Here is a 16,479-nt window from a genome sequence, read left to right on the forward strand (position 1 = left end):
GTCATTGCCATGCGTTTGATTAATCGTCGCCCGGATCGCGCCAGCCGCCTGATTCTGGTGCTCCTGCCGTTCGCCTTGTTGCTGTTTGCCTACTTCACAGGCTCGGCAACACGGCTGACGGAAAACCCCAACGACAAGCTGTTGCCCAGCGCGGTGCAGATGGCCGATGCGGTAAAACGCATGGCCTTCACCGAGGACCAACGCAGCGGCGGCTATCTGCTGTGGCAGGACACCGGTTCCAGTCTGCAACGTCTGGGTATCGGCTTGGGTATCAGCGCGTTGCTGGGCCTGTGCCTGGGCATTGCCTCGGGGATCCTGCCGTTGTTCGGCGCGCCGTTATCTCCCCTGTTGACGGTGCTGTCGATGGTGCCGCCGCTGGCCATCCTGCCGATTCTGTTCATCGTCTTCGGGCTGGGCGAGCTGTCAAAAGTGATGCTGATCGTGATCGGTATCACGCCGATTCTGGCCCGCGACCTTGAACAGCGCGCCCGGGAAATTCCCGTCGAGTTGCTGATCAAGGCGCAGACGTTGGGCGCATCAACCTGGACGCTGATCCTGCGGGTGATCTTGCCGCAATTGCTGCCACGCCTGCTGATTGCTTTGCGCCTGGTGCTCGGCTCGGCATGGTTGTTCCTGATTGCAGCTGAAGCCATCGCCTCCACCGATGGTCTTGGCTATCGGATCTTTCTGGTTCGGCGTTACCTGGCCATGGACGTGATTCTTCCCTATGTGGTCTGGATCACCCTGCTGGCCTGGCTCATGGATTGGGGTCTCAAGGCGCTGACCCGCAAAGCCTTCCCATGGTACGAGGGGGCACGCGGATGAGCTTCATTTCAGTCAATAACGTCTGGCAGCAGTACGACGATCTGGTGGTTCTCGAAGGCCTGAACCTGAGCGTCGCCGAAGGTGAATTCTGCACACTGGTGGGCGCTTCGGGCTGCGGCAAGTCAACCTTTCTGCGCCTGTTGCTGGGCCAGGAAGTCGCCAGCAAAGGCAGCATCACACTGGACGGCAAAGCACTGGCCAGCGAGCCAGATGCCAGTCGTGGCGTGGTCTTCCAGCGCTACTCGGTGTTCCCGCATCTGTCAGTACTGGACAACGTGGCGCTGGGCCTGGAGTTGCCCCGCTCGGCACTGCTCGGTCGGCTGTTCGGCGCAGCCAAGCGCGAAGCCCGGGAACAGGCCGCGCAACTGCTGCACAAAGTCGGCCTCGGCCACGCACTGGATAAATACCCGGCGCAGCTTTCCGGCGGCATGCAACAACGGCTGGCCATTGCTCAGGCGCTGATCATGAAACCTCGGGTGCTACTGCTCGACGAACCGTTCGGTGCTCTCGATCCTGGCATTCGCAAAGACATGCACGCCCTGCTGCTGGAGCTGTGGCGCGAGACCCAACTGACTGTGTTCATGGTCACTCACGACCTGTCCGAAGGCTTCAACCTCGGCACTCGTCTGTTGGTCTTCGACAAAGTGCGCATCGATCCGCACGCCCCCGGCGCTTATGGCGCGCGTATTACTTACGACATCCCCCTGAACAGCGACCGCCGCGCAGCACGCGCCGCGTTTGATTCGCTGCAACAGGCTTGAAGGATTTTTAATCATGACCACATCAAGCACCTTGTTCCCCGTATTCGCCGAAGAACTCCTGCCCGGCGGCGGTCACCGTTCGTTCATCCTCAAGCGCGGTGAACTGCTACGCCTGACCGATTTGAACGGCAACGCAAACGTCAGCGTGACGATGCTCAACGCTCACGAAAAAACCGAGCGACTGAACCTGCCCGACAGCCTCAAGTGCCAACACACCGCCAAACTCACCAGCGGCCACTGTCTGTATTCGGACATGGGCCGTGTACTGGCAGCGATTACGGCTGATACCTGCGGCTGGAGCGACAGCATTGGCGGCGTGCTCTGCGCAGACGAAGTCGCGGAAAAATATGGCCAGGGCCGCTATCAGGAGCTGCGCAACGGCTTCTTCCGCAATGGCGTCGACAACCTGCTGGTCGAGCTGGGCAAGTGGGGGTTGGGCCTGTCCGACCTGCTGATGACCTTAAACCTGTTCAGCCGGGTCAACGTCGACGAAGCAGGCAAGTTGCACTTCGTGGCGAACAACTCCAAAGCCGGTGACTACATCGAGCTGTATGCACCGATGGACACGCTGGTTGTGTTCACCGCGCTGCAACACCCCATGGACCCGAACCCGGAATACGCGCCGCAGCCGCTCAAGCTGAGCTGGATGAAAGCCGACGCCAGCGTCGCCGAACACTGCCGCACATCCCGCCCGGAAAACGAGCGCGGTTTCATCAACACCGACCGCCTGTTCGCCTGAGGAGCATCGTCATGAGTCTGCATTCCAACATCCCGACCACCACCACTCACATCCCGGCAGGCGAGCCGTCGCTGACCGAACTCAAGGCTGGGCAAACCCTGCGCATCCTTGATCTGGAAGGCAATCAGGCCGTCGACACGCTGTTCTTCAGCCTCGCCAACCCTCGTGAGCGTTATGACGTGCAGCGCACGTTGCGCCGTCAGGGCAGCGTTTATCTGACGACGGGTAGCGTGCTGTATTCCAACCTCGGCAAACCGATGCTGACCATCGTCGATGACACCTGCGGTCGCCACGACACCCTCGGCGGCGCCTGCGCACAAGAGAGCAACACGGTGCGTTACGCCCTGGAAAAACGCCACATGCACAGCTGCCGCGACAACTACCTGCGGGCCTGTGCCCACGATGGTCGCCTGGGCAAAGGCGACATCGGGCCGAACATCAACTTCTTCATGAACGTGCCAGTCACCGCGGATGGCGGGCTGACGTTTGAAGACGGGATTTCCGCACCCGGCAAGTACGTGGAGCTGCGCGCTGAAATGGACGTGATCGTGTTGATCTCCAACTGCCCGCAGTTGAATAACCCATGCAATGGCTACAACCCGACACCGGCTGAATTGCACGTCTGGAATTGATCTCTCCGGCTGCATGTATACCTGTGGGAGCAGAGCTTGCTCGCGATAAGGCTAGACGCGATCCAAAGTGAACCGAGTCTAGCCTTATCGCGAGCAAGCTCTGCTCCCACAAGGAATCTCCATTGCAATCCAGATTTTGCAGCACCTGAACACACCACGACGGACGACCCTCGTGCAGACACATCAATAGCGGGACGGCCCGCTTCCCAGTTTGAGGTCGAGCTGATCGGCTTCCGGGGTTCAAGACATGTTCGAAAAACTGCTGATTGCCAACCGCGGTGCCATTGCCTGCCGCATCCTGCGCACCTTGCGTGCACTGCACGTCAAAGGCGTCGCGGTGTACTCCGAAGCGGACGCTGCCAGCCTGCATTTGCTGGAGGCCGATGAGGCCCACAGCTTGGGTGAAGGCGGCGCAGCCGGTACCTATCTGGCGGTGGACAAAATCCTCGCCATCGCCAAAACCAGCGGCGCTAAAGCCATCCATCCGGGCTATGGCTTTCTTTCGGAAAACGCGGCCTTTGCCCAGGCTTGCGAAGACGCAAGTATCGCCTTCGTAGGGCCAACGCCCGAGCAGTTGCGTGTCTTCGGCCTAAAGCACACGGCCCGCGCGCTGGCCAAGATGCACGGCGTGCCGATGCTCGAAGGCACTGAGCTACTCGACAACGTGGAGGCTGCCCTGAGTGCGGCTGAAGTCATCGGCTACCCGGTGATGCTGAAAAGCACCGCAGGAGGTGGCGGGATTGGTATGCGCGTCTGCCGCAGTGCCGCAGAACTGAGTGAATCCTTCGAGGCCGTAAAACGCCTCGGGCAGAACAATTTCAGCGACTCCGGCGTATTCATCGAGAAGTACATTCAGCGCGCCCGGCACCTTGAAGTGCAGGTCTTCGGCGACGGTTGCGGTGAAGTACTGGCCCTTGGCGTACGCGATTGCTCAGTGCAACGACGCAACCAGAAAGTCCTCGAAGAAACCCCGGCCCCGAATCTGCCTGACGGCATGGGGGAAGAGCTGTGCATGGCGGCGATCAAGCTTGCCAAAGCCGTTAACTATCGCAGCGCCGGGACCGTGGAGTTTGTTTTCGACAGCGACGATCAGCGCTTTTACTTCCTCGAAGTGAACACTCGCCTTCAGGTTGAACACGGTGTCACCGAGCAAGTATGGGGCGTCGATCTGGTCAGCTGGATGGTGCAACTGGCTGCTGGTGAGCTGCCGCCGCTGAGCGACCTGCAAGCCGCGCTCAAGCCCAGCGGTCACGCCATCCAGGCGCGCCTGTACGCTGAAGATCCAGGCCGGGATTTCCAGCCATGCCCTGGTTTGCTGACGGCGGTGAACTTCCCCGCAGTCGATGGCAAAAGTCTGCGTATCGATACCTGGGTAGAAGCCGGATGCGAAATCCCGCCATTCTTCGACCCGATGATCGCCAAGGTGATCAGTTGGGCACCCAATCGCCAATTGGCCAGCGATGGCCTGTCCAATGCCTTGAGCGAAACCCGCCTGTATGGCGTGGAAACCAATCGCGATTATCTGCGCCAGATCATCGCCGACGCCCCTTTCGCCAGCGGCCAGCCCTGGACCCGCTGCCTGGAAAATCTGGTCTATCACGCTGACACCTTTGAAGTGCTCAGCGGTGGTACGCAAACCAGCGTGCAGGATTATCCCGGCCGCCTGGGTTACTGGGCTGTAGGCGTACCGCCGTCCGGTCCGATGGACAGCCGTGCTTTGCGCTTGGGCAACGGTTTGTTGGGCAATGCCGAAGGTTGCGCCGCACTGGAAATCACCATGAGCGGCCCGTTGCTGCGCTTCAATACCGATGCCGTGGTGGCAGTGACAGGCGCCGTTATTCCGCTGACGCTGGACGGTCAGCCGCAGCCAATGAACACAGCAGTGTTCGTACCCGCTGGTTCACAACTGGCGCTGGGCACGATTGCCGGAGCCGGGGCGCGCAGTTATCTGTGCGTACGTGGCGGGCTGGATGTGCCGGATTATCTGGGCAGTAAAAGCACGTTCACCCTCGGCCAGTTTGGTGGCCACGGCGGACGCGCTTTGCGGGCGGGCGACGTGCTGCATATTGAGCCTCTAGTTGACCGTAGCGCCGGGCAGCAAGTCCCTTCAGAGCAACTGGAGGACTTGCCTAGCGTACGCCATATCCGTGTGATCTACGGCCCGCACGGCGCACCGGAATACTTCACCGAAAATTACATGCAGACGTTCTTCGCCACCCAGTGGGAAGTGCACTTCAACTCCAGCCGCACCGGCGTGCGCCTGATCGGACCCAAGCCGGAATGGGTGCGGGCGGATGGTGGTGAAGCAGGCCTGCATCCGTCGAACATTCATGACAACCCGTATGCCATCGGCGCAGTGGATTTCACCGGTGACATGCCCGTGATCCTCGGCCCGGATGGTCCATCTCTGGGTGGCTTCGTCTGCCCGGTGACCATCATTGAGGCGGACCTTTGGCAACTGGGCCAGCTGAAGGCTGGGGACAAGGTGATGTTTCATGCGGTGAGTCTTGAACAGGCACGCAGCTTGTTCTCTGAAACCGCAAACCTCTGTAGGAGGACCGGGGTGGCGCTCCACATTGCTCGCGATGGCGGTATTTCAGACGCTGCAAATGTATCAGCTGTACCAGCCTCATCGCGAGCAAGCTCGCTCCTACAGGTTCCATTCCAACTCACCTCCCCTATCGTTCTGGACATCGGTCAGGACGACACCCGCCTGGTCGCTCGCCTTTCTGGCGACACGCACCTGTTGCTGGAGATTGGCGCACCGGAGCTGGATCTGGTCTTGCGCTTCCGCGGTCATGCCTTGATGCAGGCACTGGAAGCCAAGCACCTGCAAGGCGTAATCGACCTGACGCCAGGCATTCGCTCACTGCAAGTGCATTACCAACCGGAACAACTGCCGCTGGCGCAACTGCTCGACAGCGTTGCCGGCGAATGGGATGCAGTCTGCGCCGCGAAAGACCTGCAAGTGCCGTCGCGCATTGTGCACCTGCCGTTGTCCTGGGACGATCCGGCCTGCCAATTGGCCATTGAGAAATACATGACTACTGTGCGCAAGGACGCGCCGTGGTGCCCGAGCAATCTGGAGTTCATCAGGCGTATCAACGACCTGCCCAACCTCGACGAAGTTCAACGCACCGTGTTCGAGGCCAGCTATCTGGTCATGGGCCTGGGCGATGTGTACCTCGGTGCGCCGGTCGCGACACCACTGGATCCCCGCCACCGGCTGGTCACCACCAAATACAACCCGGCACGTACCTGGACCGCCGAGAACTCGGTGGGCATCGGTGGTGCCTACATGTGCGTGTACGGCATGGAAGGCCCCGGTGGTTATCAGTTTGTGGGTCGCACCTTGCAGATGTGGAATCGCTACCGCGAAGTCGCCGCCTTCGATGGCAAACCCTGGTTGCTGCGCTTCTTCGATCAGATCCGCTTCTACCCGGTCAGCGCTGATGAACTGCTGCGCATCCGTCGTGATTTCCCATTGGGCCGTTATGACCTGGAGATCGAACACAGCACCCTGAACCTGGCCGATTACCAGGCGTTCCTGAACCGCGAAGCCGAGGGCATCGCCGCCTTCCGCAGCCAGCAACAAGGGGCATTCAACGCTGAACGTGAACGCTGGATCGCCAGCGGCCAGGCCAATTTCGAAAGCGAAGAAGCCGTGGCGTCATTGACCGAAGAAGCGCCGCTCAACGCTGGAGAACACAGCGTCGATAGCCATATCGCCGGTAACCTCTGGCAAGTGCAGGTCGAGGTCGGCCAGCGTGTCGAGGCAGGTGAGGCATTGGTGATCCTAGAGTCGATGAAGATGGAAATTCCGCTGCTGGCACCGACCTCAGGCGTGGTCCGCGAGGTGCGCGTCCAGCCAGGCTCAGCAGTGCGTGCAGGTCAGCGTGTCGTCGTGCTGCAAGCCGACTGATCCTTTTACTTTTTGATGGAATTCTTCTATGAGCCTTGAAGTAACGTTGCACGACCTGCGCCTTGATTCAGTCCGTGCGGCCTATGAATCCGGCAACCTGACACCCCGTCAATTGATCCTCGCGTTGCGTGAAAAAGCCGCTGCGTTGAACCCCGAATATCACCTGTTCATTCACCTGCTGACGCCGAACGAACTGGAGCCCTACCTCGCCGCTCTGGAGGGTCGTGATATCAAGGACCTGCCGCTTTACGGCATCCCTTTCGCGATCAAGGACAACATCGATCTGGCGGGTATCCCGACGACGGCGGCTTGCGTCGCGTATGCCTACACGCCTGAACGTTCGGCGACTATCGTCGAACAGCTTTTGGCGCTAGGGGCGATCCCCATGGGGAAAACCAACCTCGACCAGTTCGCCACCGGCTTGAACGGCAGCCGTTCGCCCTACGGCGCGTGCCCTAACAGCGTACTGAAAGATTATCCATCGGGAGGCTCCAGCTCTGGCTCGTCACTTGCTGTTGCGCTGGGCGTCAGCAGCTTCTCGCTGGGCACCGATACGGCAGGTTCGGGCCGGGTACCCGCCGCGCTGAACAACCTGGTGGGTATGAAGGCCAGCAAAGGCTTGATCTCCACAGCAGGCGTCGTGCCCGCCTGCCGCACGCTGGACTGCGTGACGACCTTCACCGCCACTGCACGCGAAGCCAGCCAGTTGCTGAGCCTGACCGCACGACTGGACCCACGTGACGAATACAGCCGCAGCAATCCTCTGTGGAACGATGCTTCGGCATTCGGTGTGCCGCGCCCATTCCGGTTCGGCGTTCCACGCGAAGAGGACCTGGAGTTCTTCGGCTGCACTCAGGGCCCGCAGCTATTCAGCGATGCCGTCGAGCGCCTGATCGAACTGGGTGGCCAAGCGGTCACACTGGACCTGTCCCCGTTCCTCGAAGCGGCGCGCCTGCTTTACGAAGGGCCGTGGGTCGCCGAGCGCTACAGCGTTGCGGGCGAGCTGATGGAAACCAACCCCGACGCCGTGCTGCCGGTAATAAAAGCGGTGCTGGCCAAGGCCCCGGCAGTCAGTGGCGTGGAAACATTCCGCGCGCAATACCGTCTGCAAGCGCTCAAGGCGATCTGCGACAAAGCCATGGAGGGTCTGGATTTCGTCGTAACGCCAAGCATCCCCCGCCCGGTGACCAATGCCGAGCTGCAAGCTGAGCCGGTATTACGCAATTCGGACCTGGGCTACTACACCAACTTCGTCAACCTGCTGGACTACGCCGCCATTGCCGTACCGAGCGCGTTCATGAACAACGGACTGCCTTGGGGCGTGACGCTGTTCGGCAGGGTGTTCACCGACCAATACCTGCTAAGCATTGCTGACGCCCTGCAACGTCACACCGAGCTGCCATTGATTGGCACTCTTGAAACGCAGCTGACCAAACCGGCCACCGTCGCCCGTAATGACATGGCTCGCCTCGTGGTGTGCGGCGCGCACCTGGAGGGTCTGGCGTTGAACTGGCAGCTCAAACAGCGCGGCGCTCGCTTGGTTGAAACCACACAAAGCTCTGCGGACTATCAGTTGTATGCACTGGCAGGCGGCCCGCCGTTCCGGCCGGGCATGGTTCGGGTCGATCAAGGTGGAGTCGCCATTGAAGTGGAAGTCTGGGAGCTGCCAAGCCGCGAACTGGGCTCATTCCTCACCGGCATTCCGGCACCACTGGGATTAGGCAAAGTGCAACTGGCCGACGGGCGTTGGGAGTGCGGGTTTATCTGCGAAGCTTACGGGCTGGGGGATGCGAAAAACATCAGCCATTTAGGCGGGTGGCGGGCTTATTTGCAGGCTGATAAATCGGCTTGAACCACCCATCCCGGCAGGAGCGAATTTATTCGCGAAAGCGGTGTGTCAGACGCAAATGTTTTACAGGAGAAATGCATTCGCGAATGAATTCGCTCCCACGAAAAACAGGTGCAAGCACACCCTTGTAGGAGCTGCCGAAGGCTGCGATGGCAGTGTGTCAGGATGAACGCTTCGCAGCCTTCGGCAGCTCCTTCAAAAGTGCATTTCAATCTGTAGTTTTTATGTTGTTCATGAGTGCATAGAGCCTTGTGCTTGAGCCCCATACATAATTAGCCCAATCACAAAAAACCAGCCGACATAGTGAAGCTTCAACTCACTACATCGGCTTTTTCATGAATGATCAAACGCTGCACACAGACGCTCATCGCCAACGCCTGGAGAACCTTACCAAAAGCCCCGGTTTCAAACTCATCGCCCATTCGCCTCTGCTGCTCAAAGCCACCCAGCTGGACATGGACTACCCTCCCACCCTGCGCGCTTACGTACGCGAGCAGTTGAAGCATCTGCTGCAACAGACCACCGGTAAAGTACTGTCCCCCGACAAGCTCAGCATCCGGTTTTGCACTGAAACCAACCCTGAGGTCGATGATCAAGGCCGTGAGCGTTACTCGCGGCGCATGACGCTAACCGATATCGGCGTATTGTCCTTCAACGGCGCGATGATGCGTGCGCTTCTGCAGTACACCTTCGCAGACAAGCCTCTGGATAAATCAACTCCTGCTCTTACCGCACAGGCTGCACTCAACCTGATCATCAATAGCCGCTGGTTCCTCGACTACCCCGCGCTGATGGAAAGTTTCTGGGCCAGGCATCGGGGCACCTACCGGGCGCTGGCCAAGCTGTCTTTTCTGGACAAGCTGGCGCGGCAATACGCTCGCAAACAGATCACGCGCGAAGGCTATGAACTCGCTCTGGACGCCTTGGGGCTCGAGGCATTCCCGGATTCGGCAGCCTGCCTTGAAATATCCGCGCGAGGACAGCGCGCTGTTGCGCACCTGCTGTCTATCAACGACCAGAATCTACCCGACGCGTTTCAGATAAGGTCGAACAACACATCACATTGCTTTATCCACATGCCGGGAGGTCGAACGCCGACTGTGGAGTACATCAGCAATGAACCAACGCACATGAGTAAAAAGTTCGTTGATGCCCTGAAGACACTCCCTGGCCTAAATGACTACTCCGGGCCAGCAAGACTGACGGAAATCAACGGTGATATTTTTTCGGCTATCACCGCAGCCCAGGAAAAACGCTGCCGGGACTATATCGAGACACAGGTCGGCCTAAGCGCTCAGCCCCATCCATTCAAAATCATAGAACGAGGCCTGAGCCTGCTCGGCGCGGTGGATATCTGGCAGTCGCACCCCGAAGTTCTGCAGCAGATCCCGGTTCCTTTGACCACTGCCGCCAGAATCATGGCCAAGGCATTGCGGGAAAAACATCAATGGGGCGTTAACCCCGATCAAGTGTTCATTCGTTATCTGCGGGGGCAGTCCACCACTCCGCTAGGTGACGCCCGTCATCCTGCCCTCGACATTCAGGTCCCGGATGAAAAGCCCATCAGTCTGAGCGAGGCCCTGGTAAGCAATTACCGCGTCGCATCGCCAGTCGGTTACATCGATAACGGAGGCCGTAATGCGGTGTATCTCGACGTCACCCGCACGGGCAAGTGGGATGCCCGGCAAGAGCTGCCCATGGACGCTCAGGCTATTGAAAATGTCATTCGTGAGATCAATTTTCTGAACGTGATGCACCAGGAAATCGGTGAGTTCTGGGCGCAGCAGAAGGCTGCCATCGAGGCGACCCTGCAAGGCCAGTTCGTGACCCAGGCATTGCTATGCCTCAAACACCGCACTGTGCAGCGCCACGGGTTCGATCTGATCGTCAACGCGTTGGAGCAACTGAACATCAAAAACCGGGGCGATCGGGTCCAATGGTCGATCCCCGGCGTGTATCTACAGCACTCCCTGTTCGACGGTCCGACCGCCCAATACTGCCCAAGCCTTTTGGTACTGAGCCGTCCAGACAAAACGCAGCGGGTGCTCTATCAGGCAGGCGCACTCAAGGCGTTCGTCGAATTCGAAAATGAGGAGCTGCTCAATCGTTACCTGCGCCATGCTGCACGCAGTCAGACGTGGCGAGGAACGCTTCTTGATTACGTCCCCGTGCGACACCACGAGCGGCTTACTTACATTTTGAAAGTCTGGGCTGGTGATCGTCTGCCCAGCGAACCGGTTTCTTTGTTACGCCCATGGACTGACGTGTTGATCAATCAAGACACGCGCAAGGTTCTGGCGCAGGAACTGAGTGAGCAGAACATCACCGAGTCACCCTTCGCCCACATTGCAAGCATGCTCAGGCAGAACAGCCTATGGAACGCGGATGACACGGTGGTCACCTCCCAAGAGGTCTCACTTCGCTACTGGACTCGCCAGCTCCACCACCTGCAGTTTCTGATGGCGCCCATGTCGATACTGCTGACGCCTGCGTTGATTGCCTCACTGGCGATCGAACTGGGGGTAACGGTACTGAATATCAGCTCGGCGAACCTACCGGGTGCGCGTTATGCCGAGAAGCAACAGGCGTTGCTCAGTGCCCTGTCTGTGGGATTACTGCAATTGCCACCTGCCATGCCCCGTCTGACCAATGCCCTGCGCAAACTGACAACACCGGTCAAACCTGTTTTAACGCGTGCGATCGCTTCAGCATCAAGCACTAAAAATTTCAGCATCTGGCTCAACCGTTCGATGCTGAACCGGGAAACCCGTATGGAAAGTTTTTTCAGTACTGAGGCCGTGCTAAAAGCCTGGACCCTTCCAGGTCACCCCGGGTTCTCCACCCTGGCAGTGAAAGCCTGGAAGCTCAAACGTCAGTTTCTGCTGTGGACCGCCGAAACCCGACAAGCGCGCACACTGGTGGTCAGCAGCCATGGTTATTACCTGCCATGGAGTAAAAATGCAGCCATCCCGAATGGCACTGAACTGCACGTCTATGCGCCGCATGGCCATGAGCTGGTCGACCCCGGATTGCATCGGGCAGTCAGTAAGCAGGCAAGCCCGTTCGCCCTTCTGGATACCCAGCGCCCAACACCCTCAACCTCAAGCTCACTGGCGCATCCCTACGTCTTGACCGACAAACTGCTGGCAGGGACTTCCCGGCCGGGAATGATAAAAAACTACACACTGGCAAAATTCCAGAGCCCTTACGGAGAAAGCTATCAGGACATCAGTCATGTCGTGCGCAACTCCAATCAGTCGCCGTTTAGAAACACCCTGTCGCCAACAAGCCCCATGGATGTACTGACGGTCAGAAATCGCTTCGGCATGCCGCCTCCTGATCTGGAGCATTTGTTTAACGCGTTATCTGAGGCAGGCATTCATTACGACAGGATTCTGCTGCTGCATTGTCGCTGTTCAGCGTTCAAGTCGTTGCTTGGCCTCTCACCGGTTTACAGGGTGCCATGAGCATAAAACCACGAACTTGCTGATAGCGTGGCCTCAAAATCGGCGAACAACATTTAATGTCGCGATAGCGAAAAGCGTTTCGGCGGGCTAGCATGCTTGCCTTTACGGACAGGCAAAACAACCGGACACGTTATGGCTTTTCGCTCTGCTCGCCCTTCGCAACGCTCACTTCTGTTTACGCTGGTGATCGTCCTGGGCTGTGGCTTTCTGGCAACCTCGCTGCTCAGTTACTACGCGTCACGCACGTCAATTCGCGACAACATCATCAATACCGAGCTGCCGCTGACGTCCGACACCGTGTATTCGGAAATCCAGAAAGACCTTGTTCGTCCTGTGCTCATCTCTTCGATGATGGCCCGCGATACGTTCATGCGTGACTGGGTTGTGGAAGGCGAACGCAACCCGCAGCAGATCACCCGTTACCTCAAGGAAGTCATGGACCATTACGGGGCGTTTACCTCGTTTTTCGTTTCCGACAGCACCCTGACCTATTACCAGGCCAAAGGCATTCTGAAGAAGATAGACGCCCGCGAGCCCCGGGATGTCTGGTATTACCGCGTCCGGGACATGGAGGCGCCTTATGAGATCAACGTCGATCCGGACATGGCCAACAAGGACAACCTGACGTTTTTCATCAACTACAAAGTATTCGACTACAACAACAAGTTCATTGGTGCCACGGGCGTCGGGCTGACCGTAGATGCGGTCATCAAGTTGATCGACCGCTATCAACAGCGCTATCAACGCAGTGTGTATTTCGTCGATACCTTTGGCCGTATCGTCCTGACCGGTGCCGACGGTGGCCCGCAGGGCGCGGCTATTGGCGAGTCCATCACTCAACTGCCGAGCATGTCCGACCTGCTGAGTAAAATGCCCAAACCGCTCAGCGGCACTTACGAGCACCGGGTCAACGGAAAGGAACACTTCCTCAACGTGCGCTACATACCGGAGCTGAACTGGTATCTGTTCGTCGACAAGGAAGAAGAATCTGCACTGAACGACATACGCCACTCGCTGTACCTGAACCTGTCTATTTGCCTGGTTATCACGCTGATCGTGGTTTATCTGCTGAACCTGGTGGTCAGCCGCTTCCAGTACCGGATCGAAGCCCAGGCAACCCTCGACAGCCTCACAGGTTTGCCCAACCGCCGCGGTTTTAACCAGTGGGCACTCAAGACCCTCAAGGATGCACAGCGTGAGTCCCGCCCACTGACGGCGATGCTCCTGGACCTGGACCACTTCAAACGGCTCAATGACACGCGCGGCCATCTGGCGGGCGATGAAGTGCTCTCCGGTTTCGCTGACGATCTGAAAAGCTGTCTGCGTCAGTCGGACATCATTTGCCGGTGGGGCGGTGAAGAGTTCATCATCCTGCTCAAGGGCACCGATACCGCCAATGCCCATGACGTCGCAGAAAAAATTCGTTTACTGGCCGAGCAGCACGCCTACATTTTCGCCGGTCAACCGCTGCACGTGACGGTCAGCATTGGCCTGAGCCAGTTGCGGCCCGATGACACGCTACAAAGCCTGATCGCGCGCGCGGACAGCGCGCTATACCGCGCCAAGCAAAACGGTCGTAACCAGATTTGCATGGAGGCTGCGCCGGTCTTATGAACACCCCTGCCGACACCGCTCAACGCTGCCCTGCCTGTGGTGCAAACAATGCCTGCACCCTGGCGGACCCGCGCACGGCGGATCAGGCGTGCTGGTGTTTTTCGGTGAGCATCGACCCGGCGGTGATCCAGGCATTACCGGAAGAACTGCGCAACAAAGCCTGCCTGTGCCCGCGCTGTGCGGGCATCAGTGATGCGCTTTCGGACAACGCATAATTAATCCTTCGGGCTGAATCCCCCTGTAGGAGCTCACCGAGGTTACGAGGCCAGCGATGGCGGTTTATCTGACACTCCGTCATCGCTGGCCTCGTAACCTCGGTGAACTCCTACAGGTCAAGCCATACAAGCAGATGGATATACCGCTGAACCGGGTAACATAACCACCCGCCTCTCAAGCTGATTACCACCGCCATGCGCCTCGACCGTTTCCTCAGCAACCTGCCACGTTTCAATCGCAAGGACGTACGTCTTGCGTTGATCGGCGGCCGGGTCAAGGTGGACGGAATACAGGTCAGCGATCCGCATCACGATGTACGCGAGTTCAGCCGCGTGGAGTTCGACGACGAAGTTCTGCAAGTCGGCAAGCCCGCGCGCTACTTCATGCTGCACAAACCTCAGGGCTGCGTCAGTGCCACCAGCGACCCGCAACACCCCACGGTGCTGGACTTGCTGCACGAGCCAGACAAGCACGAACTGCACATCGCCGGACGGCTGGATTTCAATACCACCGGGCTGATGCTGCTCACCAACGATGGCCAGTGGTCCCGACGCCTGACCCAACCGCGGACCAAACTGCCGAAGGTGTATTACGTCGAAACCGAGCAAGTGATCGATGAGCGGTATGTGCAGACTTTTGTCCAAGGCTTGTACTTCGCGTTTGAAGACCTCACCACCCAACCCGCACAGCTGACCTTGCTCGGTCCACGTTGCGCAAGGTTGAGCATCGTCGAAGGCCGCTATCATCAGATCAAGCGCATGTTTGGCCATTTCGACAATAAAGTGCTGCGTCTGCACCGGGAAAGCATGGCTCATCTGAAGCTCGACCCAGAACTCGAACCGGGCCAATACCGCGCGCTAGAGCCTTGGGAAATTCAGGGCGTATAAGCCTTTCGCTACCGCTCGGCAGACCACCCAAACAAACTACGAACGGCACTTGCGGGTTAGCGGATCCACTGCTTGAATCCAATCGTCGGTCCACATGTGACCGGCGAGTCATGCGTGCATTCCAAGAAACCTTTTGCCGCCCCGAGCCCACGCTCACGGCAAATCGCCCGCCAATAATAAAACCTGTCGGACAGATCGTTTCGGATCGACAAGGGCCCCTTTGCAAGGCAATGCCTACCTGTCACGAAACTCGTGCAACGTTGTTTGCGCGCACATATTGTTTACGCCAGGAGACATACATATGAGGCCAGAAATCGCTGTGCTTGATATACAGGGACAGTTTCGGGTTTACACGGAGTTCTATCGGGCAGAGGCGGCCGAAAAGACCATCATCATGGTCAACGGCTCACTGGCCACCACTGCATCGTTCGCCCAGACCGTGCGCAACCTGCACCCGCAATTCAACGTGGTGCTCTACGATCAGCCTTACGCGGGCAAATCCAAACCACACAACCTGAATGAAAGGCCACTGACCAAAGAACTGGAAGGTCAGATTCTGTTGGAGCTGATCGACCATTTCAACGCTGAGCACGTCATGTCGTTCTCGTGGGGTGGCGCGGCCACGCTGGTTGCACTTTCTCACAGACCCAAGCGAATCGAAAAGGCAGTGATCAGCTCGTTCTCCCCAGTGATCAACGTACACATGCGCGATTATCTGGAGCGGGGCATCACGCACCTCAGCGTCCATGACCGCTATGAAGTCGGCAACCTGGTCAACAGCACCATCGGCAAACACCTGCCGCCGTTGTTCAAGCGCTTCAATCATCGGCACGTGAGTAATCTGGACACCCACGAATACGACCAGATGCACTTTCACATCAACGACGTATTGAACCTGGATACGGCGAATTACCTGACGGTCGCGCAGAACATCAACGTGCCGGTGCTGTTTCTGAACGGTGAGTGGGACGAGTACACCGCTGCCACCGACGCCCGGTTGTTCGCCCCGGTTGTCCAGCACAGCACCTTCAGCACCCTACAGAGCACCGGGCACTTTCTGGACATGGAGCACAAATCCGCCTGCCGCGACTCGCGTGACGCGCTGATGGACTTCCTGACCCCACAACCTGAGTCCCGCAGCCGATCAACCTATCACTACCAACAGGCCCAAACCGTACATGCCTTCGCCCTCTGAACCAGACGCACGACCGAGCAAGGGAACCCATCCGCCAGCGCAACTCGCACCACAAATGGCGAATGGGCTCCGTTCGGGTTTGGCAGGCAGGGGAGGAAAAACTGGAGGGAAAGAAATTAGCGCTTCAATTCAGCGTGCCGTTCTGGTACAAAGTCAGCCGCTTCAGAGCGGGTGTAGTTTAGTGGTAAAACGAAAGCTTCCCAAGCTTTAGTTGAGGGTTCGATTCCCTCCACCCGCTCCATTTCCTTCAAGGCTTCCGGGCCTTTCTTGCATCACCTCAGTACCTTCCTGCTTATTCTTTTCACTTTCAGCCGCACACGCCCAAAAACCGCGTCAATACCTGACTGCACTGTTCCCTGTAGGAGCTGCCGA

General features: G+C 58.4%; 11 protein-coding genes and 1 tRNA gene. All 12 read left to right on the plus strand.

Translation table 11 applies throughout. The features are described from left to right. The first annotated feature begins 9 nt into the window (after positions 1 to 9). Positions 10 to 825 (plus strand): ABC transporter permease, encoded by an 816-nt coding sequence (locus tag AUC61_RS12060; RefSeq protein WP_122398367.1) that lies wholly within the window; start codon positions 10 to 12, stop codon positions 823 to 825. Then, positions 822 to 1,586 carry an ABC transporter ATP-binding protein gene (locus AUC61_RS12065; RefSeq protein ID WP_243246304.1) on the plus strand — a complete coding sequence of 255 codons (765 nt, stop codon included), beginning with the start codon at positions 822 to 824 and terminating at the stop codon, positions 1,584 to 1,586. Before AUC61_RS12060 ends, AUC61_RS12065 begins: the two co-directional genes overlap by 4 nt. A 13-nt stretch (positions 1,587 to 1,599) precedes the next feature. Then, positions 1,600 to 2,325 carry an urea amidolyase associated protein UAAP1 gene (locus AUC61_RS12070; protein ID WP_243246305.1) on the plus strand — a complete coding sequence of 242 codons (726 nt, stop codon included), beginning with the start codon at positions 1,600 to 1,602 and terminating at the stop codon, positions 2,323 to 2,325. A gap of 11 nt (positions 2,326 to 2,336) precedes the next feature. After that, a complete protein-coding gene (locus AUC61_RS12075) occupies positions 2,337 to 2,957 on the plus strand; it encodes an urea amidolyase associated protein UAAP2 (protein WP_122398365.1) in 621 nt (206 codons plus the stop codon). 247 nt (positions 2,958 to 3,204) lie between these two features. Next, the gene (gene uca, locus AUC61_RS12080) at positions 3,205 to 6,879 is read left to right on the plus strand and encodes an urea carboxylase (protein WP_243246306.1); all 3,675 of its coding nucleotides are present in this window, start codon (positions 3,205 to 3,207) and stop codon (positions 6,877 to 6,879) included. A 28-nt stretch (positions 6,880 to 6,907) separates the two neighbouring features. Next, entirely contained in the window at positions 6,908 to 8,731 is a 1,824-nt protein-coding gene (gene atzF / locus AUC61_RS12085; protein ID WP_243246307.1) for an allophanate hydrolase, read from the plus strand. A gap of 332 nt (positions 8,732 to 9,063) precedes the next feature. Beyond that, entirely contained in the window at positions 9,064 to 12,195 is a 3,132-nt protein-coding gene (locus AUC61_RS12090) for a dermonecrotic toxin domain-containing protein (protein WP_243246308.1), read from the plus strand. A 132-nt stretch (positions 12,196 to 12,327) separates the two neighbouring features. Then, positions 12,328 to 13,809, plus strand: a complete 1,482-nt coding sequence (locus AUC61_RS12095; protein ID WP_243246311.1) for a sensor domain-containing diguanylate cyclase — start codon at positions 12,328 to 12,330, stop codon at positions 13,807 to 13,809. Further along, the gene (locus AUC61_RS12100; protein ID WP_243246312.1) at positions 13,806 to 14,024 is read left to right on the plus strand and encodes a cysteine-rich CWC family protein; all 219 of its coding nucleotides are present in this window, start codon (positions 13,806 to 13,808) and stop codon (positions 14,022 to 14,024) included. The genes AUC61_RS12095 and AUC61_RS12100 overlap by 4 nt, the downstream gene beginning before the upstream one ends. A 195-nt stretch (positions 14,025 to 14,219) precedes the next feature. Then, positions 14,220 to 14,912 (plus strand): pseudouridine synthase, encoded by a 693-nt coding sequence (locus AUC61_RS12105; RefSeq protein WP_243246313.1) that lies wholly within the window; start codon positions 14,220 to 14,222, stop codon positions 14,910 to 14,912. A 301-nt stretch (positions 14,913 to 15,213) separates the two neighbouring features. Further along, positions 15,214 to 16,107, plus strand: coding sequence for an alpha/beta fold hydrolase (locus AUC61_RS12110; protein ID WP_243246315.1), 894 nt, complete (start codon positions 15,214 to 15,216; stop codon positions 16,105 to 16,107). Positions 16,108 to 16,274: 167 nt separating this feature from the next. Next, positions 16,275 to 16,348: transfer RNA gene (locus AUC61_RS12115), tRNA-Gly, on the plus strand. The last annotated feature ends 131 nt before the right edge of the window (positions 16,349 to 16,479 follow it).

This window comes from Pseudomonas maioricensis (assembly GCF_022790535.1).
Classification (GTDB): Bacteria; Pseudomonadota; Gammaproteobacteria; order Pseudomonadales; family Pseudomonadaceae; genus Aquipseudomonas; species Aquipseudomonas maioricensis.

What these genes read in the sequence shown, in the direction of transcription:
- AUC61_RS12060 (WP_122398367.1), top strand. Translation starts at nt 10, where the DNA reads ATGCGTTTGATTAATCGTCGCCCGGATCGCGCCAGCCGCCTGATTCTG.
- AUC61_RS12065 (WP_243246304.1), top strand. Translation starts at nt 822, where the DNA reads ATGAGCTTCATTTCAGTCAATAACGTCTGGCAGCAGTACGACGATCTG.
- AUC61_RS12070 (WP_243246305.1), top strand. Translation starts at nt 1,600, where the DNA reads ATGACCACATCAAGCACCTTGTTCCCCGTATTCGCCGAAGAACTCCTG.
- AUC61_RS12075 (WP_122398365.1), top strand. Translation starts at nt 2,337, where the DNA reads ATGAGTCTGCATTCCAACATCCCGACCACCACCACTCACATCCCGGCA.
- uca (WP_243246306.1), top strand. Translation starts at nt 3,205, where the DNA reads ATGTTCGAAAAACTGCTGATTGCCAACCGCGGTGCCATTGCCTGCCGC.
- atzF (WP_243246307.1), top strand. Translation starts at nt 6,908, where the DNA reads ATGAGCCTTGAAGTAACGTTGCACGACCTGCGCCTTGATTCAGTCCGT.
- AUC61_RS12090 (WP_243246308.1), top strand. Translation starts at nt 9,064, where the DNA reads ATGAATGATCAAACGCTGCACACAGACGCTCATCGCCAACGCCTGGAG.
- AUC61_RS12095 (WP_243246311.1), top strand. Translation starts at nt 12,328, where the DNA reads ATGGCTTTTCGCTCTGCTCGCCCTTCGCAACGCTCACTTCTGTTTACG.
- AUC61_RS12100 (WP_243246312.1), top strand. Translation starts at nt 13,806, where the DNA reads ATGAACACCCCTGCCGACACCGCTCAACGCTGCCCTGCCTGTGGTGCA.
- AUC61_RS12105 (WP_243246313.1), top strand. Translation starts at nt 14,220, where the DNA reads ATGCGCCTCGACCGTTTCCTCAGCAACCTGCCACGTTTCAATCGCAAG.
- AUC61_RS12110 (WP_243246315.1), top strand. Translation starts at nt 15,214, where the DNA reads ATGAGGCCAGAAATCGCTGTGCTTGATATACAGGGACAGTTTCGGGTT.